This is a genomic window from Vreelandella sp. V005 (genome assembly GCF_052645115.1).
In genome coordinates, this window is sequence record NZ_JBQXYA010000007.1 from 118519 (window position 1) to 137083 (window position 18565).

Below are 18565 nucleotides of genomic sequence, written 5' to 3' on the forward strand. Positions count from 1 at the left end.
TAAGGTTTATTGACTTAGATAACCAACACATGAGCCAGTGGCAAGGAAGCCTCTATGAGTGATGAACTCTTTCCCATCATCTGGTTTGGACTCATCGGTTTTGCACTGATTGTTTACGTCATTCTGGATGGCTATAGCCTGGGTATAGGCATTCTGTTTAATGTCATTCAGGACGATGAGCAGCGTGGCGTCATGCTAACGACTGCCTCGCCCTTTTGGGATGGCAACCAAACCTGGCTGGTGCTCAGCGTTGCGGGCCTTTACGGCACTTTCCCTCTGGTCTACTCCTCACTCCTGCCCGCTATGTACTTGCCATTGATTTTAATGTTGATGTGTCTTTTTTTTCGCGGCATGACCTTTGAGTTCCGCGCCAAAGCACGCACTCATCAACGCGTTGATAACGGCTTTCGCGTGGTGACAACGGCCGTCGCTTTTATTCAGGGCATGATCGTGGGTAGCGTAGTGGACGGCGTGGGGACGGATGACGGCAACTTCGCCGAGAATGCCTTAAGTGCTTTTTCGTGGTTCGGGTTATGCACTGGCGCAGCCCTCGTGATCGGCTATGCACTGCTAGGAGCCGCCTGGCTAATTATCAAGACAGAAGGCCAACTGCAAAGAAAGTTTTACCGATTAATCCGACCACTCATGCTGCTTTTTATATTGGCCATTGGAATCGTGGTGGCCATAACACCAATTGTTAACGAGCAAATTGCTGAACGCTGGTCGCAGTGGCCCAACCCGCTTTGGCTGGCAGTGACCGCGGTATTAATGATGGCCCTAGCCGTGCTTACCATCCGCAGTGCCACTCATCGACACGAAAAACGTATCTTCGTCCAAATTGCGATGATGTTCATGATAGGCGTGATCGGTTTGGCCGCTAGTTTTTTCCCCGTCATGCTCCCCCCCGACATTACCTTATGGGAGGCTGCATCTAGTCGCGCCAGCCAACAATTCCTGCTGGTGGGTTATGCCGCGCTCATCCCTATCACTCTTGGCTACACTGCTTATAGTTATTGGTTGTTTCGTGGCAAGGTTCGCGTGAGCGAAGAATGAGCCAGGAAACAGCCACTACTCGTCGCTGGCTGGCAAGCCAAGCACGGCATGGCGGATTCTGGCCCTATGTCACTATCCTCGCAGGCAGTGCCACCACGCCCTTGCTTTTCTTACAGGCATGGGCCATTGCCAGCATTACGCAACGCATGGTCATCGATAAAGCGACATTCACCGATGTGACTATCCCGCTGTTGATTTTACCGCTGGCCTTCTCTGCTCGCGGTGCACTGGCTTGGGTGAAGACCGAAGCCGCCACACGTAGCGCGGTGGACGTGCGTCGGGCGATCCGCAGTGAATTGCTTCAACGGATCGGTGAAAATGGGCCGCTTTGGGCCCGCCGATATCACACGGCAGCCCTCGGGAGTCGTGTTTGGGATCAAATCGATGCATTGCACGGTTACTATGCTGATTACCGCCCTCAGCGGGTATTGTGCATTATTATTCCTTTATTGATTCTAATCGCCGTATTTCCACTGAACTGGGCGGCAGGGCTGATTTTATTGATCACCGCACCGTTTATCCCCCTCAATATGGCGATGGTCGGGATTGGTGCCCAAAAAAAGCATCAGCTTCAGTTTCAGGAAATGGCGCGCATGAGCCGTCATTTTCTGGATGCGTTACGGGGTCTGCCAACCCTCAAGCTATTTGGGGTCAGCCATGCTCAAGCCGAGGTGGTGCATGAGGTCTCTGAGCGCTATCGAGTGCGAGCGATGCGCGTGTTGCGGGTAGCGTTCCTGTCGTCAGCGTTGCTTGAGTTTTTTAGCTCCTTGGCCATCGCATTACTGGCCATTTATATCGGCTTTGTCTACCTGGACCATTTCGAGTTTGGCACCTGGGGCGACGAGCTAACGCTGTTTGCGGGCATGTTCATTCTGATACTTGCGCCCGCTTTTTATCAACCCCTGCGTGATCTGGGCACCCACTACCACGCCAAAGCCGAAGCGGAAGCGGCGGCAGGCGAGTTGATCCCCTTGCTCGCCCCCCCGGTGGCCGCCCGCCAGGGCCGCCCCGAATGGCAGGCACCCAAGCGACTGGGCGTAGCGCTAAAACATGCCACCTGCCGCTACGCAAATCAGCCCACGCCGGCCCTGGATAACGTCAGCTTCACGCTTCAACCGGGCGAGTGCTTGGCGGTAGCGGGCGCAAGCGGAGCGGGCAAGTCTAGTTTACTTAACTTGCTGATGGGCTTTTTGCCGCTTGAGTCAGGCAGCCTGGAAACACACGACGGCCTACGCATCGGCTCCTTGGCTATACAGTCGTGGCAGCGCGCTATTGGCTGGATGGGGCAGCGACCGACGATACTCTCGGGCACGCTGGCCGATAATCTACGGCTGGCCGATCCAGACGCTGACGACGATGACCTCCGCCAAGCACTTCAGGAAGTCGATTTAAGCAATTGGCTCACTTCGCTACCCAAGGGGCTTGCCACGCCTATTGGCGAAGGCGGCCAGCCCGTATCCGGCGGCGAGGCGCGACGCATTGCATTAGCACGAGCGTTTTTGTGCGGTTCACCGTTACTGCTTCTTGATGAGCCCACCGCCAGCCTGGATCGTCTTAGCGAAGCACACGTTATGCGGGCGCTGGCACGGCTCAAGCAGGAACGTACGCTGGTGGTGCTCACTCACCGGCTGGATCTTCTCGCCTTGGCCGACCGCATTTTGATACTCGAACACGGCAGGGTTCGCGCCATTGATACACTGGTTGGTCTTCGCGCCAGCTGTCCTGAACTGCTTAATGCTTCTTCTTATGCTCCTTCCAGGGAGGATAAGCATGCCTAAGCACGCCAATCCGTCATCTCGTGTCAGCGTACTGAGCCCTTACCTGGGTCAGATGCGCCCTTTCGCTGCCTGGTTGATGGCTGGCATGCTGTTCAGCCTCGTTACCTTACTTTCCAGCATTGGCATGATTGCCCTGTCGGGCTGGTTCTTAAGCGCTTCTGCCCTGGCGGGACTAACCGCCAGCACGGCCGCCGCTTTTAACTACTTTTTGCCCTCGGCGGGCATTCGCTTGTTTGTGCTTACCCGTACGTCGGGCCGCTACGGCGAGCGCGTGACCTCTCATGAGGGAACGTTACGACTATTGTCGCAACTACGCAGGCATGTCTATGCAGCCATTGAGCCGCTTTCACCCACGGCTCTGCAGCGCTACGGCAGTGGCGAATTGTTTAGCCGCTTAACGGCCGATATTGATGCTCTGGATAGCCTTTATTTGCGCATCGTTGCGCCCTCTATCGTCGCGCTGCTCGCCATTATTGGCTGTGGCACGCTGGTCGGGGTGTTCTCTCCCGTTATCGGCGTGTTTGCCGCGCTCGCGCTAACCTTTTCAGGCACGTTGGGCCCATGGCTTGCTTGGCGCATGAACCACTCACCTTCCTCAACCTGGCAAGCGCTCAATGGTCGCCTGCGTGGGCAGTTGATTGAAAGGTTGGATGCGCTTGCGGAACTGTTGATTTATGGCCGCTGGGAAGCCGAGTCCGCGTCTCTAATCCGTGTGCAGCGCCAGCGCGATGCGGCTGAATGCCAAACGGCAAGGATATGGGGGTTCTCGCAATGGCTAACCCAAACGTTACTTGGCTTGACGCTTACTACCGCCCTCGCCATGGCCGCCTGGTTCATTAGTCATGGTCGGTTAGAGGCACCGCTAATTGCCTTTATGGGTTTGGCCGTGCTCGCCGGCTTCGAAGCAATCTCGCTCCTGCCCCAGGCGTGGCAAAACGTCGGCAGAATTCAGTACGCCGCTCAGCGGCTTGAAGGGGTGCGTACCCAAGTGCCGACAGTGCGTTACCCTTCTCAGGATCAAGCGGAACCGCTGGGTACCCAACTGACGATCGATCACCTTCACGTTACTTTTGCCGATGGCACTCAGGCACTCAGCGATGTGTCGCTAACCATCAATGTGGGTGAACATGTGGCACTTCTCGGCCCATCGGGCAGTGGCAAGACGACGCTGCTGAATGCGTTGGTACGCTTTGTTGAGCCACAGCGTGGCGAGGTATCGTTGGGGCAAGCCCCGCTATTTACGCTAAGCGAGCACACCTTGCGAGCGGCTTTCGCCGTGGCTCCGCAAAACATCCACTTGTTTGTAGCGAGTTACCGGGAGAACCTGAAACTGGGCGATCCTCAGGCTAGCGATGAACAAATGACCGAACTGCTGTTAGCGCTAGGGCTAGGCGAATGGCTGAGCGAGCAACCTGAGGGGCTCGATAACTATCCTGATGAAGGCGGCAGTTCATTATCAGGCGGCCAGCTCCGCCGCTTCGGCGTGGCTCGGGCATTGCTATCCTTAGCCCCCATCGTGCTACTGGATGAACCCACCGAAGGGCTCGATGACACCACGGCAACCCAAGTACTCAATGTGATAGGTCAGCGCTGCCAGGGGCGGACGCTGCTGTTGGTGACGCACCGCCCTGCTGGCCTTACTCAGTTGGATCGTATTGCTGTTCTCGACAGAGGGCGTCTGCTCGAAGCAGGAACGCCCCAAGCGCTACTAGCCAAGCCCAAGAGTTACTTTTGCAAAATTAACCAACGGGTTGTGCTGTAGCCCTGCCGCTGTCGTATGGCGCAGTATCTAAAGCACTTTGAGGAGCGCCTTTTACCTGCGAATTAAGGGCCACTGGTCGGTTTACCGGTGTAATCCGATACCGGCTTGTCGACCGGCGTATCCAGCCTTTCGGCGAACGCTTTTAGCCCATCAATAACCGGCATAATGGCGTGCCATAGCTGGTCATCGTGCAGCATTTTGTAAGCGCCACTCACCCCGGGCGAGGCGTGCTTTTCGTCCTCAGGCTGATGCTGGCTGATCTTTTCCACGGCATCGCGTAGCGCAAAGGTAACGCGGTAGAAATCGTTGGGCTCTATACGCGACAACACCATGCCCAGAATGGAAATATTCTGGATCGCATTGAGTGACCCTGGTTTGCCAAGCCCATTGATGAGCACCTGGGCAACCTCAGTATTGGCACCGACCACATCATTGGCGAAGCGCAGCACGCCATGCTCGTGCAGCGTTTGTAATAAACGCTCCAACTCCTCATGGGCATCAGGTCCGATTTTGGGAGGCGTCACGGTGTGTGAAATTCGTTCTGCCATTACATTTTCCTCGGATTGGATAGCTGAGCGGGCGGCGTCACGTAATCGCTTTTATCCCATTTAACCTCGACCTCTACGCCTTTTCTCGGCGTGCGGTGGCCGTAGCGGAAATTATTGCTTTTCAAAGGAGGCGCGCCCTTTTCACGTGGCAGTACTTCAAGCTTGACCGCCGTTTCCTTATAGGCGGGCGTTTCAACATCAGGGTCATGGTGCTCCCCCGTGAGCGCATTGACGCCAGGCTTACCCTGGTGGATCGGCAAATATAGCGTGTAGCCGCTGACGCGGTCGGTGACCAGCGCACGGACTTCGATATCATCTCGCCGTGAAGTGAGCTTCACCCAGGTACCGTCTTCAATGCCGTACTCCTCGGCCAACTCGGGACTGACTTCCACGAACCAACCTGGCGCTTCGTACCAAATGCGGGGGCCACGCCCGGTTTGATTGGTTGCCTGAAAATGTTCGAGCATTCGCCCGTTGTTCATCGAGAACGGATACTCCTCGTCTGGCGCCTCTGCGGGTTCTTGCCACTCCATTGGGTACAAATTCGCTTTACCGTCCTCGGTGTGAAAACGATCGGTATATAGCAATGGCGTATCACTGCCGTCAGCCTTGACCGGCCACTGAAGTGATTTCCAATCCGCTAGCCTTTCATAGGTCACCCCGGCGAACAGAGGCGCGATACTGGCGCACTCTTCCATAATTTGAGAAGGATGCGTGTAACCCCAGTCATGCCCCATGCGCGCGGCTAAATCGGTGAGGATTCGCCAATCGGGCCGGCTATCACCCAGAGGTGGCATTACCTCATAGAAACGCTGGATACGCCGTTCGGTATTGACGAAGGTGCCCTCTTTCTCGACGCTTGGCGCACCCGGCAACACGACATCGGCGAACTCAGCGGTGCGGCTCAAGAAAATGTCTTGCACGACAAGAAAATCCAAATCTCTAAACGCCGCGTGCACATTGTGCGAGTCGGCGTCAGAGAATGCGGTTTCCTCACCAATAACGTACATGGCCTTGAGCCTATCCTCAGCGGCCGCCTGCACCATCAAAAAGTTGCCTTCGCCAACTTTATTCGAGAGCTGCTCTTTGGGAACACCCCACCCCTTTGCCCAGCGCTCGCGTGCCGAGTCGTCCGTGACTTTTTCATAGCCGGGATACATATTGCGTAAGCAGCCAAAATCGCTGGCGCCCTGAACGTTGTTGTGGCCCCGCATGGGGTAACCGCCAGTGCCCGGCTTGCCATAATTACCCGTTACCACCAACAGGTTTGATAATGCCGTACTGGTGTCCGAACCGTGACTGTGTTGCGTGATGCCCATGGCCCACAGCAGGCAAACACTCTTTGCCTGACCAATCATCTCCGCTGCATCGACCAGCTCCTGCCTGGAGAGGCCGGTTTTTTGCTCGGCAAATTCCAGCGTGAATGGCTCCAGCGACTCACGGTACTCACCGACCTTATTGACCCACTTTTCGAGGAACTCCTGATCGGCGTAACCACTGTCAAACATATAGCGCGAGAGTGCCGAGGCCCACACCAAGTCAGTGCTCGCCTTGGGACGTAAAAATATATCGGCTCGCTCGGCCATTTCATGTTTACGCGGGTCGACAACGATGAGCTTTTGTCCGCGTAATTTCTGTGCGGCCTTGATACGTGAGGCAATCACCGGATGGTTCTCGGCGGTATTGCTGCCGACGATGACGACCACTTCGGCTTTCTCGATATCTTCGATAGAGCCCGCGTCGCCACCATAACCCACCGTCCGGAACAAGCCCTTAGTCGCGGGGTTCTGGCAGTAGCGCGAGGAATTATCGACACTGTTGGTGCCGATGATCAAGCGGGCGATTTTTTGCGTCAGGTAGGCTTCTTCATTACTCGCCTTACTCGAACCAATAAAACCCAGGCTATCGGCACCGTACTTATCGCGCGTTTCAAGCAAACGGCGAGCAACCAGATCGAGCGCTTCATCCCAGCTGGCTTCACGGAAACGTCCGTTGTCACGAATGAGCGGCATGGTCAGCCGTTTCTCGCTATTAACGAAATCCCAGGCGAATTTGCCTTTAATGCAGGTCGAAATCCCGTTGGCCGGGGCATCTATAACAGGCTGAACCTTCAAAATATGCCGATCCCGAGTCCACATTTCAAAGGAGCAGCCCACCCCACAGTAGGTACACACCGTTTTAGTGCGTTTGATCTCCGGCTGACGCCAATGCATATCCATTTTGGACAGACCGGTCACCGCAGTCGCACCAGTGGTGGTCTCGACAGTTTTGATAATGTCGATCATTGGCCGCTTTAGCGACTGTGGCATTGACGTGAAAGGGCCCGCATCAGGCTGCATGGTTTTTTCCATCAGCGCGTTACAAGGACAGACAGTGACGCAATGACCGCACTGTACACAGCTAGAATCATCAATCTGTTTGCCGCCATCCCACAACACACGTGGGTCTTCCATGGAATAGTCGATGCTGAGCGTTTCGTTAACTTCAACGTTCTGGCAGGCTTCTACACAGCGTCCGCATAGAATGCATTGATCAGGGTCGTACGTGTAAAACGGGCTCGAAGTATCCTTTTCGTAAGGCTTACGCTGGAACTCATAACGCTGGATGGGAATATCCATCTCGGCCATGGTGTTGTGCAACGTACAATCACCGGTATTGTTTTCACATACGGTACAGTAAAGCTCGTGCTTACCAAGAAGGCGATCCATCCCTTCATGACGGGCAGCGATGGCAAATTCGTTTTGGCTGGTAACCGTCAGCCCTTCTTCGGCTTTTAACGTACAACCACGCTTTAATTCGCCATCGACTTCCACCCAACATGAGTCACAGGTTTCTAGCGGCCCCAACGCAGGATGGTAACAAACGTGGGGTAAATCAATGTCATGGGTTTCTAGAAAATCAATTAGTGGCATGTCTGCCTTACCCGACAGCGACTTGCCATCAAAGACAATTGTGCAGATATTATCGGTGCAAATATAATCCTTAGCCATAACAATCCCTCTCTCCCTGTTGGATCCTTGACTCTTTTTTACCGTAGTAAATGCCCTTAATATTGTCGAGAGGATAGCAAGAGGGAAAAGTGTATCGCTTTAACGTTGATTTAAAAAAGCCACTATGACGTGTTGTACATCAGCACAGCAGGCCATAATGCTGTCGATGGTTAATATATTTTAAATTTTTTTGCACGTTAAAAATTAAGCTTAAATAACCGATGAAATTAACACTGATCATCACTTTCATTTTTTCACTTTCAGTATAAAAGCGAAGACAGTTTAGTAGCATTCTTCGCCGAGGCGTTGCGCCGACAAGCGCTCACCAATCTGGCGTAAACGACTGACGAACAGCATACCCAATTAGCGCTTAGCGCCCCCGCTCGGTTACTCTACACTCGACATTGGCACTCTATGAACGAAGGAAGGATAGCCGTCTCCATGTTGGGATTTTTGCAGGGTTTTTCCTATGGCCTCTTTATGACCTGCCTGCCCTGGCTACTGGTCGGCCTTTTTAACCCAGCGCTGGCGCTTCCTGGCCTGGCGCCCAACAGGCTGCAGGTCATCTTGCGCTATTGCCTGCTGGTGCCCTTTATCAGTGTGCTGGCATGGCTAACCTCCTTATGGGGCGGCTTCAGCCCCAGTTTATTGGGCTGGCTGGCGGGGATTATCGCCATTCCGGTAGCATTACCCCTTGAACGAACGCTGCGCGGTTGGCTGGCCCGCCGTCGACAGCGGCGCCAGGAAGCCCAAAGAGCCGACGCGGTGCGAAAGCAACGTGCGCAGGAGGAGCGGAAGGTCTATGAGTCGGGGGTCAGGGTACTTGACCCAGCCCACCCGCCCGAAGGAGCCGACGAACTGGTACTCGCGATGTGTCGGGTAAAACAGCGCCTGATCGACGCCCAGCGTCCCGACCTAGCGATCCAGGCAGACCGCCTCTATAGTCGCTACTCCCATGTGCTGGAGGCCTTGGGTAGCCGTTTTCATACCGGCGAACTGGCCTTCGAGCGTTCGCGGGGCCTAGTGGCTCAGGTCTGCCTCGGCGGTGTTGATACCCTAACGACCATGGCTTCCCACGCACGCGGGGTAGCGAGCGTAGACGGCCATTACGTGCGCGAACGCCTAACCCGGGAAGGTAAGCGACTGAGCGACGAAGAGCGCACGGCCCTGGTGCGGCGCCTGGATCTTCTGGTAGAGACCGAGCACCGTTTAAATGGCCTCACCGCCCGTATTGAATCGGCCCTGACCGTGCTCGACGATACCGCTGTCGCCATGGCACGTATCGAGACAGCGCGCCCACAGGCTGCCGTTACCACTGAGAAAGCACTGGAAGATTTGCGCCGCTTCGTCGAAGGCGCCGATCGTTATGCCCGCAAAGAGTAATTAGGAGACTTAAATGACGCAGCCATCCAGTGATAAACGCCTCTCCCTACCGCTGGTAGATGATATCGCTAGCCAACTGGGCACTGGCCAAGCGAATTCAGCTGATGCCGAGCTAGAAGCCATGGCCGACCGCTTTATCGACGATATTCTCGCTGAGGGTGAAGACGCGTCAAGGGTTCGTCAGCGCCGTGCGGTAGACGAAATGGGGCTTGAATTACAGCAGCAGGCCGCCCATCGCAGCGCTATGCTACAAACCCCATTGAACCAGTTGGCCCACCAGGGCGACGAGGGAGGCCCGGTCGCCAAAGCGCTAAGTGACCTGCGGGGGCGCATGGAAGGGCTCGATCCTACTCGCCACCGGTTGGCTCCAAGCGCGCTGGATCGCGTAATGGCCGTCATTCCCGGCCTCGATAGCCGCCTGCAGCGCTATTTTCGTAAGTTCGAGAATGCCCAACAGGCCTTGGACGCCATCATTGACGAGCTAAAAAGTGGTCACGATATGCTGCAGCGTGACAACCTCACGTTAAACGATGACCAGCAGGCCTTAACGCACATTCTTACCGAATTGGATCGTCAGATTACGCTAGGCCGCTTGATCGACCGTCGCTTACAAGATGAAATTGCCGCGCGTGATGCTGATGACCCACGCCGTCACTTTATCGAGGAAGAGCTGCTCTTTCCGCTACGCCAGCGCATTGTTGACCTTCAGCAGCAATTAGCGGTTAGCCAACAAGGCGTGCTGGCGATCGAGGTCATCATACGCAACAACCGGGAGTTGATGCGCGGGGTCGATAGGGCCATCAACGTCACCGTCTCGGCGCTAACCGTGGCAGTGACGGTCGCCATGGCGATGGCCAATCAGCGCTTGGTGTTGGATCGTATCGAAGCACTCAATACGACCACTTCACAAATGATTGGCGGCACCGCAAAAGCCCTGCGCCAGCAAGGGGTGGATATCCAAAAACGCGCCTCTTCGGCGATGCTCGACATGCAAGTACTCGAAGAAGCCTTTCGTGAGGTAATGGGCGCGATCAACGATCTCTCAAGCTATCGCCAGGAGGCGCTGCCCCGGCTGGAGGAGCAAATCGAACGTCTGGCAACGTTAGCCAAGCAGGGCAAAACATCCATCGATCATCTTCAAGAAGGCAGCCGTTCGCAACCCGATAGCGACTTTACCCCTAACGACACGCGTCAGTAGGGTTTTAGACCCTTATCCGCGTTCGCAGCGCCGCTGCGCTCAATAACGCTGGCCAACGCCGAGCGCACATAAACGCCGCCTTTCGGCCTAAGCGATAGGAAAGCAGGTTGGCCAATTGCTCCGCATGGCGAACAGGCCGCGTTAGATCGGCATAGGCCAGGCGCTGATACGCTTTGGTATCGTCTCCCGCAGTGTAGATGCGGGCAGCAAGTAACGCTGTGTGCAGCGCAATCGCAATGCCATCGCCTGCGAAAGAGGGAATCACCGCGGCTTGATCCCCCAGCGGAAACAGGCCCGGCAGTGAGTGGCCTGGGGAGCGGAGATAACCGTAAGGAACACTGGAAATGGCCAAGGGCGCATGCCAACACGGGGTTAAATCGGCGAGGCGCTGCTTCATATGGGATGATGTCTCACTCAACCACCCAAGCACACCCGGCCAATCCCCTCCACACGCTTTGTAGATATCCTGCCGAATTAAAAAGCTGAGATTGACACCGCCCTGCTCTATCGGCTCCAAGCCAGCATAACCGCCATTGAATAAATGCACCTCAACCGTGTCCTGCCATGGATGCTGCTGCCATGTGCTAGGACTAAAATGCATTTTAAAACCAATATAGTCATGGTGACGCTTATAGTGATAGAGGCGCTTAACAACAGAGCGGCGCTGGGCGTGAGGGCGGCGTTTCCAATCACGCAGCTCATGCTTGCCCGTGGCGAGAAACACCGTATTCGCTGACATCGCTGAGCGGTGGCCAAATCGGTTCCGAGTAAGTAGTTCCCACCCATCATCTACATGCGCTAAGTGTCTGACGGTCGTACCAAGTTCAACAGCCGCGCCTGCTAATTCTGCCTGCTCAAGTAGCGCATGATCCAAGCGGTAACGGGACAAGCTCCAGGCAGTAAAAGGCAGTGGGAAGTTAAGCTCGCTCTCGCCGTTGTAAAACCGAGCGTTGTGAATGGGTTCAGCGCCTAACGCCGCTAGATTCACCCCTAAACCCGCCAGGTAATGCGCGGCTTCCACACTAATGAATTCGCCACACACCTTATGGTGCGCATCCGCTTTACGTTCTAGCAAGCGTACCGGTACGCCGCGCCTGGATAGCGCAATAGCGGTCGCCGATCCCGCGGGGCCGCCGCCAATGATGACGGCCTCTTCCCCCATCAGCAATACGCCTCTTTGTGGCAGGAAACACAAATACGAAACGGAAAATACCGCTTAACCTGCACACGCCCCTCAAGCCCCGCCTGGCCGACCAGGCGTTGCCAGTCCACGACGCTAAAAGCACGTGCCACCGAGACAGCCGCATCATGACGAATGAGCCGGTTGCGACTAAACAGTGCAGTCGCTAACTTTATAAAATAGTAGGGAACCGGATGCCGATGTAGATCATTAATAAACCAGCCTTTATGCGCACGCCGGTCCATCCACTGCATAAACTCGACCACCTGCTTATCGGTGAGATGGTGGGTAAAGAGAGACGATATGATCAGATCGATGGGCTGTCCTGGCTCAAATGCAAATACATCCGCGGTTTGATAATCGATAGCGGCGGATGATGGCCAAGATTCGGCAGTTTTTTTTGACCACGGGTTCAAGTCAACGCCCACTAAGCGGCAAGGCTTCTCCGCGTCCACAGGCTCCGGCCGCCGCTGGGCAATCTTTCGTAGCATATCCCCTCCGCCGCTGGCCACGTCCAGAACCAAAAGCCGCTGCCTGTTTTTTAACCAGGGGCGAAGCCATTGCAAGGTCGGGCGATAAGCGAGCGTTAGATGATTAATGCGTTCAAGGCCGATGAGACAATCGTGAAACTCTTCGAAAGCGATATCCTCCTCATCCATAAGCTCATGTTCATCGCTGCGCTGGCTGAAATCCCGCATGGCCGCTCTATTCCTTCAGCTCGAAAAGCATGCTTTCGACCGTTACCCCCGGCCCAAAGGCCATGGCGAGCCCTGGCCCTGGCTTCTGGCTGTTCATCATCTTTTGCAGAACAAACATGATAGTGGCCGACGACATATTGCCAAACTGGCAAAGCACTTCCCGTGATTCCATCAACTGCTGCTCTTCCAGCTCAGCACCGGCTTTGACCGCATCTAACACCGTTCGCCCGCCGGGATGAATTGCCCAGTGCGCTATATCCGCGTGTCGATAGCCGCTCAACAAGGTTTTCAAGACACCCGGTAAGTGCTGGGCAATGGCGCCGGGCACTTTTCCTGATAACTGCATATCGAAGCCCTGATTGCCAATACGCCAGGTAATTAAAGCGTCTGTTTCCGGCAGTACGTCGGCGTTAAAGTGATGCATTTCAAGACCAGTAGGTTGGGCCGAGACGATACTAGCAGCACAGCCGTCGGCAAACAGTGCGAACGACAAAATCTCTTCAAGCGTTTCCGTGGGCTTTAGGTGCAGGGTACAGAGTTCAAGATTGAGCACCAGCACTGTGGCGTGTGGCTCTGAGCGCACAATATGGCGCGCCATTTTCAGCGCATTGATGGCCGCGTAACAGCCCATAAAACCGACATTGGTACGTTCAATGTGCGTCGCTAGCCCGTAATGGTGAATCAATTGATGGTCTAGTCCTGGTGCATAAAAACCGGTGCACGTCGTGGCTACCAAGTGGGTAACGCCGGAGAGATCAAGTTGATCAAGCGCGCGCTTCGCTAAAGTAAAAGCGAAGCGTTCGTAGAACTGCATGCGCGCGTGCGTATCCGGGAAAGCTTGATTGTGATAGAAGCCTTCTTCGTCCAGCTTATCGTTGTCTGAGTGAGGTTTCAGGAAAGAGTAACGATGCGCTATCTGCGCCCTTTCAGCCATCCGCTGGAACACCTTTACCGAGCGCTTATCCGGCAGCAGTCGGGGGCAGTAGTCGATGAATTTGCTATGGATGTCATGATCCGGCACGGCAGTGGCGATACGATTGATAAAAACTGGCGTCATGTCTACCCTCCTTGGCAACCAAAGGCCTGGCCGCTGCGCCTGTGCTTCGTTTGACCAACTGGCTATCCGCGTCAAGATCGCCCTGCGGTGCGGATAAGCAGCGTCAGGGTTGGCGCACCATGCTCGACTCCATAAACCCCATCCGACGTCCTATGATCATTTCCATGGCCCAGGCGGAGAGGATGGACGTATAGGCCTGCTGGCAAATTTCGCCACTCATGGCATGATCGGCGCCATCCACAATGCGGTGTGTCAATGAGTGCGCCTTCTCGAAGGCTCGCCGGTAATTCATGATCGTTTCATGGGGAATCAAGTGATCATGCTCGGCTTCGATCAGCAGCACGTCGCCTTCGAATTGCGCGCAGGCGGCGAGCGCCTTATTCTCGCTCGACACGACTTGCCGGTGGCGATACTCCGTCAGATCCGCTCGATTCAGCGCTCGCTTGGGCATGTCCCACTGCGTATCTCTATACAGCGCGGGCACGCTCAATGCCAACCACTTCACCGGTCGGCGAGTGCTCAATAACGTTGCCAGATAGGCCCCATAGCTGTTGCCCATCACGGCAATCGCCGAGGGATCAATATCAGGGTTGTTAGCCAAGACATCATAAGCTGCGATTACATCGTTCAGATTATCCGCTCGACTCACGGTTTGCTGCTGCGCCAAGGTGCCCCCGTGGCCGCGCAAGTCAAAAGTAAGGCATATACAGCCCAGGGCAGCGATCCGCTTGGCGCGGATAAGATCGCTCTCTTGGCTTCCGCCCCAACCGTGCACAAACAGCACACCGGGAATTTTGGCTTCCGGAGCGAGCACCGTACCGGCTACTTTGCCGTTGTCGACCGTAATCTCGATCGCTTCACTGCTTGTAGTCATAACCACCCAACATGACGCATTTCGTTATGGGGCCTACCGTCGCATCCACCCCACTGAAGAGGATGATTGCCTCCGGTGGCGTTGTTTGCTCTGCCCCATAGCGTTCAATGGATGAGGTCTGGACGATTTTCGGGGCTGGCGTGGCTTGAAACGCTTCCATCGCCACTATCTCAGCGCTACTCGCCCCGCCAATGCGCCAGGACTGCTCAAGCACACCGACTCGTCTTATGCCCTTCGCATCCACCCCACACGCCACATCATAGTTTCGGCGTGAGGCAAAAAAGCCCGGTAGACACTGCGTCGCCGCGGTATCAAAAATTTGTGCTTTCGAAATTGCTTCGCGTAGTTCGTCGGAGAGTTTTAATGTAAGCAGCACCTCGAAGCTGCCCTCAACGGCCACAAGATCCGTGCCGCCATAGACAACGGCGCCTTGGTTATCGGTAGTGAGGTGCTGAGTTCCGTAATAGGCAATTTGGGAGTTCCCTATTCGAACTTGCCCAACACTGTGGGTGGTTACATCAGAGAGATGCCCTTCAAGTACAAGGCCATGACTCGCTATCTCGTCGGCATTAAGTGTGTTTAAGATGCTGGTGAGCTCATCAACGTTGGAGGCAACCGCCTGCCCTCGCCCCGCCGTGGCCCGCACCGCTTTAATACGCACCGGGCCATGCTCAAGCAGGAGTAACCCCGCCACTTTTGCGTCATCCAGCGAAAAGGCTGAGTAGCCATCAAGCACGACACGTTGAACACGCTGACAAAACTCATCGGACCATGCAGAAGGTGCCGGCGATTGTGAGCTGACAAGGGGATGCACAATCGCCTTTGTGGCCATAAAAGGTTCCGATACCACACCCCCGAACAAGTCTTGTTCGCTTCGTATACCTAAGCGATGGGCTTTTTGCCTATCGGTCAACACATCAGCAGGCACAAAATAAACAGGCGCGGGGTAATCTTTTGCCGGATCATACTCACCAAGGAAATCCATTCCATGGCGCTTGGCGATCCACCGAGCGATCTCGCGGTGGGTGGCTCGCTCATGCTCAGCGGCGTGTTCGGGTTGCGGATATGTGACCACGCTTCCGCGCTTCTCGTTTGGCATAGGCTTCCTTGTCCTTGGTATGAACGAACACGTTACGACCGCGCGCTCCCAGAACGTTGTCAAAGTTCTCCATCATAGTTTCAAAGGTAGCTAAGTCGGATACCTTTACAAGAGAAATAGAAACTGACACAGTCATTTATTTAATCGATACTCTCTTATGCTGCCAGACAGTGCCAAGAATCCTATAACAGCTATAAAAAGTTAAATAAAATAACCGGCCTTGTTTCCTGCTTTTAGTATCCTCTATGTTTATAAGGGTAAGGTTAAAATGCGGCAAAAAAGCACTACGACATTTGCAACGAAATTGATAGAAAAGGAGGTCAATCATGACACGTGCTCTTGGTGGTCAATCGCCCGCTAACGTGACACATCACCTTAGTGGCATAGACTTTCCCGCCAGTCGCTCCGACCTTGAACAGCATGCCAAGGATAACGGAGCAGAGAACGAAGTACTGGATGTCATACGTCAAATGCCCGACCAGCAGTATGGCAGCATGGCCGATGTGACGAAGGGCGTCGGCGAAGTGGAGTAATAGCAGCATAATATTCGTCGCCCTCTAGGCTAAGCGCTCTTGCGCGTAGAGGGCGCACTCTATGACTGGACTCAACAAAGCAACGGCCAAGCGGGAAAACTGTTTATGTGCGTCTTGGCGACAGATGCATCATAAAAAGCTACCTAGGTAATACTGTATTCCCATTAACGCCTCTACCCCGCCTTCCTTTTGCGATTGTGTTCTCATCAAAGCGGGCGGGCTCCCTGTAATATCGTTGAAGGCAAAACCGGTGTTAGATAGTTTACTGGCTTGTTTTAAGATTTAACCTAATCCGGAAAACTCATACTGCATAAAAAGGAATTTATGTATGTTTAACAGGGATTCATGGCAATCCTGGGAGATATGGATTTCTCAACCAAGTTTTGTGAACTTCCTTTTAGTGATAGGTATCGCGGTCGTCAGCTATATCGCGCTGCGCCTATTAATGAACTCGGTCCTGGCGCGGGTGGTTAATTGGCTATCCCATAAAAAAGGTCGCTGGAGCCGATACGGTGCAGAAGTTTTTAAGCACACCAGTCGGCTACTGATCGCCGCCATGGCATTGCAAATCGGCTTGGCAGTGGCTGAATTAGGCCCCGTCTGGAGCGCACGCGTCAGCCATTTATGGTTCTTAGTACTCGCCCTGCAGTTTGGCCTTTGGGTCGACGCCGCCATCGCTTTTTGGAAAGAGGGCATCGTTCAAGATAAAGCGGGCCGTGATAACCAACTGACGGTGACCATGGTCGCGCTGATGTTTCGCATTGTGGTCTGGGCCGTTGTATTGCTATCGGTATTAGCAAACCTTGGGGTAGATATTACCGCTTTCGTTGCCAGCCTTGGTATTGGTGGTATTGCCATCGCCCTTGCCGTACAAACGCTCTTAAGTGACTTGTTCGCCTCGGCTGCTATTGGCGTCGATAAACCTTTCAAGACGGGTCATTTTATCGTCTTCAACGACATTGCCGGCACGATCGAATATATAGGCTTAAAAACCACACGTATCCGCAGCTTGAGTGGCGAACAAATCATTTGCTCGAATACAAAGCTCCTTCAGCAAACGATTCACAACTACAGCCGAATGAGCGAACGGCGTGTGGTGTTCAATCTGGCCATCTCCTTTCGGACAACCGCCGAGAGAGCACGCGAGATTCCGCCCCTCGTCCAACAAGCCATCGAGGCAGTGGAGAACACTCGGTTTGATCGGGCGCATTTACTGATGTTTGATGATTATGCGCTTAAATACGAAGTCGTTTATTACGTTCTGAGCGCAGACTACAACCTCTATATGGATATACAACAAGCGATTAACTTCACGTTGTTGGAAGAGTTCAGGCAGCGGGGTATCCAATTCGCCATGCCGTTGCGTGCGCTGGAGTTCCTTGAGGATGTGCCGCTCGCCACCGAGGGGCGAGGAGTTGGTCAGCGTGGGCCAGCTCCTTCTGATACAACGACATTGCACCCAGGCGGTGGGCATTCAAATAGTTAAATGAGAATAGTAAAAACCATTGCCGTTACTTCCTTTTCACACTCACTAGCCAATTAGTAATAAAACATAGAATTAGACTAACCCAATTCAGATTATGCCACTAGATGCAGGTAAAGAGGATCGAATTCACCCGTTTCCTTTAACTTTTCCCAATCATTTACAGTTATCTGGTTTTTATGGCTGCTAATTAGGCCATCTAAACGAAGTGATTGAAGTACTCTGTTCATATGGATCTGGGTCATCCCTGTTGCATCAGCTAATTCAACCTGGGTAACAGGCATATCAAATGTTTTATGTGGCGCCAACCCTACTGCATCCAGTCGTACTAATAGTTCGCAGATAAGGTGGGCAATTCGGTTATATGCATGCCGTTGCCCGTTATTCAAAAGCCACTCACGGGTAATAGAAGCACTCACCAGGGTCTCACGCCAAAGAACCGCTGTAAGGCGTGGATGAAGCTCACAAAGTCTTAGCACATCGTCGTGCTCGATAAAGCCAAGTATGCAGGGCGTAATCGAGGCAATATTTATATCTAGATACGACAAATGCAAGCTTTCAAGATCAGGAATATCTCCCGGTATATAAAGGGATAATATTTGACGTTTGCCTTCAGATGTCAGCTTATAGGCACAGATAAATCCGTCAACCACTAGACAGCACTGAGTCGGGTGATCGCCAACTTTTAATATATCTTGATCTGCTTTAAGGGATACCGTCTTTATCGATAACGCCTGTATTGCTTGCTTTTCCTCATCATTAAGAACAGAAATGCTTTCTAACTTACGGATAAAAAGGAAGTTAGGTGTAAGGATTAGGGTTTTCATAGGAGGCTCCACAATTTGCAGGTATGAAGCCGAATGCAACATTTTACTGCTCGTCTATAGACGATGAAACGTATTTCTCATTATGCGCTTCGTGGGTACAAA

15 protein-coding genes are annotated in these 18565 nt (G+C 53.8%); 7 read left to right on the forward strand and 8 right to left on the reverse strand.

Annotated elements, in window-relative coordinates; translation table 11 throughout:
* Positions 1-54 precede the first annotated feature (54 nt).
* Genes ACUN8H_RS15315 through cydC form a run of 3 tightly spaced genes read left to right on the forward strand, consistent with a single transcriptional unit; the run spans position 55 to position 4593 of the window.
* Positions 55-1053, forward strand: coding sequence for a cytochrome d ubiquinol oxidase subunit II (locus tag ACUN8H_RS15315; RefSeq protein ID WP_445532926.1), 999 nt, complete (start codon positions 55-57; stop codon positions 1051-1053).
* Positions 1050-2831, forward strand: a complete 1782-nt coding sequence (gene cydD, locus ACUN8H_RS15320; protein ID WP_445532927.1) for a thiol reductant ABC exporter subunit CydD — start codon at positions 1050-1052, stop codon at positions 2829-2831. The genes ACUN8H_RS15315 and cydD overlap by 4 nt, the downstream gene beginning before the upstream one ends.
* Positions 2824-4593, forward strand: coding sequence for a thiol reductant ABC exporter subunit CydC (cydC, locus tag ACUN8H_RS15325; RefSeq protein WP_445532928.1), 1770 nt, complete (start codon positions 2824-2826; stop codon positions 4591-4593). Before cydD ends, cydC begins: the two co-directional genes overlap by 8 nt.
* Positions 4594-4655: 62 nt before the next feature.
* Here the strand turns inward: cydC and ACUN8H_RS15330 are convergent, their stop codons facing one another.
* Positions 4656-5141 carry a DUF1641 domain-containing protein gene (locus tag ACUN8H_RS15330; protein ID WP_445532929.1) on the reverse strand — a complete coding sequence of 162 codons (486 nt, stop codon included), beginning with the start codon at positions 5139-5141 and terminating at the stop codon, positions 4656-4658.
* Positions 5141-8131: a formate dehydrogenase subunit alpha gene (fdhF, locus tag ACUN8H_RS15335; RefSeq protein ID WP_445532930.1), complete on the reverse strand. Its 2991-nt coding sequence runs from the start codon at positions 8129-8131 to the stop codon at positions 5141-5143. The genes ACUN8H_RS15330 and fdhF overlap by 1 nt, the downstream gene beginning before the upstream one ends.
* Positions 8132-8572: 441 nt before the next feature.
* Here fdhF and ACUN8H_RS15340 point away from each other — a divergent pair, with 441 nt between their 5' ends.
* Both ACUN8H_RS15340 and ACUN8H_RS15345 read left to right on the forward strand, forming a co-directional pair.
* The gene (locus ACUN8H_RS15340; RefSeq protein ID WP_445532931.1) at positions 8573-9514 is read left to right on the forward strand and encodes a cobyrinic acid a,c-diamide synthase; all 942 of its coding nucleotides are present in this window, start codon (positions 8573-8575) and stop codon (positions 9512-9514) included.
* A gap of 13 nt (positions 9515-9527) precedes the next feature.
* Complete coding sequence (locus ACUN8H_RS15345) at positions 9528-10712, forward strand: toxic anion resistance protein (RefSeq protein ID WP_445532932.1); 1185 nt, start codon at positions 9528-9530, stop codon at positions 10710-10712.
* Positions 10713-10716: 4 nt separating this feature from the next.
* Here the strand turns inward: ACUN8H_RS15345 and ACUN8H_RS15350 are convergent, their stop codons facing one another.
* From ACUN8H_RS15350 to ACUN8H_RS15370, 5 genes are all read right to left on the reverse strand, one after another.
* The gene (locus ACUN8H_RS15350; RefSeq protein ID WP_445532933.1) at positions 10717-11874 is read right to left on the reverse strand and encodes an NAD(P)/FAD-dependent oxidoreductase; all 1158 of its coding nucleotides are present in this window, start codon (positions 11872-11874) and stop codon (positions 10717-10719) included.
* Positions 11874-12590 (reverse strand): methyltransferase domain-containing protein, encoded by a 717-nt coding sequence (locus ACUN8H_RS15355; protein WP_445532934.1) that lies wholly within the window; start codon positions 12588-12590, stop codon positions 11874-11876. Before ACUN8H_RS15355 ends, ACUN8H_RS15350 begins: the two co-directional genes overlap by 1 nt.
* Positions 12591-12597: 7 nt before the next feature.
* Entirely contained in the window at positions 12598-13647 is a 1050-nt protein-coding gene (locus tag ACUN8H_RS15360) for a type III polyketide synthase (RefSeq protein ID WP_445532935.1), read from the reverse strand.
* A 103-nt stretch (positions 13648-13750) separates the two neighbouring features.
* A complete protein-coding gene (locus ACUN8H_RS15365) occupies positions 13751-14521 on the reverse strand; it encodes an alpha/beta hydrolase family protein (RefSeq protein WP_445532936.1) in 771 nt (256 codons plus the stop codon).
* Entirely contained in the window at positions 14505-15620 is a 1116-nt protein-coding gene (locus tag ACUN8H_RS15370) for a DUF3182 family protein (protein WP_445532937.1), read from the reverse strand. Before ACUN8H_RS15370 ends, ACUN8H_RS15365 begins: the two co-directional genes overlap by 17 nt.
* Positions 15621-15946: 326 nt before the next feature.
* On the opposite strand from ACUN8H_RS15370, the gene ACUN8H_RS15375 reads away from it, so the two are divergent.
* On the forward strand, positions 15947-16153 hold the full coding sequence (locus ACUN8H_RS15375) for a DUF2795 domain-containing protein (protein ID WP_445532938.1): 207 nt from the start codon (positions 15947-15949) through the stop codon (positions 16151-16153).
* 328 nt (positions 16154-16481) lie between these two features.
* Positions 16482-17639: a mechanosensitive ion channel family protein gene (locus tag ACUN8H_RS15380; protein WP_445532939.1), complete on the forward strand. Its 1158-nt coding sequence runs from the start codon at positions 16482-16484 to the stop codon at positions 17637-17639.
* Between the two features lie 92 nt (positions 17640-17731).
* Here ACUN8H_RS15380 and ACUN8H_RS15385 read toward each other — a convergent pair whose 3' ends face one another.
* The gene (locus tag ACUN8H_RS15385) at positions 17732-18463 is read right to left on the reverse strand and encodes a Crp/Fnr family transcriptional regulator (RefSeq protein WP_445532940.1); all 732 of its coding nucleotides are present in this window, start codon (positions 18461-18463) and stop codon (positions 17732-17734) included.
* Positions 18464-18565 lie beyond the last annotated feature (102 nt).

Bases quoted from the DNA above. Each gene is read 5' to 3' on its own strand.
- ACUN8H_RS15380 (WP_445532939.1), top strand. From the start codon at position 16,482: ATGTTTAACAGGGATTCATGGCAATCCTGGGAGATATGGATTTCTCAA.
- ACUN8H_RS15345 (WP_445532932.1), top strand. From the start codon at position 9,528: ATGACGCAGCCATCCAGTGATAAACGCCTCTCCCTACCGCTGGTAGAT.
- cydD (WP_445532927.1), top strand. From the start codon at position 1,050: ATGAGCCAGGAAACAGCCACTACTCGTCGCTGGCTGGCAAGCCAAGCA.
- ACUN8H_RS15360 (WP_445532935.1), bottom strand. From the start codon at position 13,647: ATGACGCCAGTTTTTATCAATCGTATCGCCACTGCCGTGCCGGATCAT.
- ACUN8H_RS15330 (WP_445532929.1), bottom strand. From the start codon at position 5,141: ATGGCAGAACGAATTTCACACACCGTGACGCCTCCCAAAATCGGACCT.
- ACUN8H_RS15350 (WP_445532933.1), bottom strand. From the start codon at position 11,874: ATGGGGGAAGAGGCCGTCATCATTGGCGGCGGCCCCGCGGGATCGGCG.
- ACUN8H_RS15315 (WP_445532926.1), top strand. From the start codon at position 55: ATGAGTGATGAACTCTTTCCCATCATCTGGTTTGGACTCATCGGTTTT.
- ACUN8H_RS15340 (WP_445532931.1), top strand. From the start codon at position 8,573: ATGTTGGGATTTTTGCAGGGTTTTTCCTATGGCCTCTTTATGACCTGC.
- ACUN8H_RS15370 (WP_445532937.1), bottom strand. From the start codon at position 15,620: ATGCCAAACGAGAAGCGCGGAAGCGTGGTCACATATCCGCAACCCGAA.
- cydC (WP_445532928.1), top strand. From the start codon at position 2,824: ATGCCTAAGCACGCCAATCCGTCATCTCGTGTCAGCGTACTGAGCCCT.
- ACUN8H_RS15355 (WP_445532934.1), bottom strand. From the start codon at position 12,590: ATGCGGGATTTCAGCCAGCGCAGCGATGAACATGAGCTTATGGATGAG.
- fdhF (WP_445532930.1), bottom strand. From the start codon at position 8,131: ATGGCTAAGGATTATATTTGCACCGATAATATCTGCACAATTGTCTTT.
- ACUN8H_RS15375 (WP_445532938.1), top strand. From the start codon at position 15,947: ATGACACGTGCTCTTGGTGGTCAATCGCCCGCTAACGTGACACATCAC.
- ACUN8H_RS15385 (WP_445532940.1), bottom strand. From the start codon at position 18,463: ATGAAAACCCTAATCCTTACACCTAACTTCCTTTTTATCCGTAAGTTA.
- ACUN8H_RS15365 (WP_445532936.1), bottom strand. From the start codon at position 14,521: ATGACTACAAGCAGTGAAGCGATCGAGATTACGGTCGACAACGGCAAA.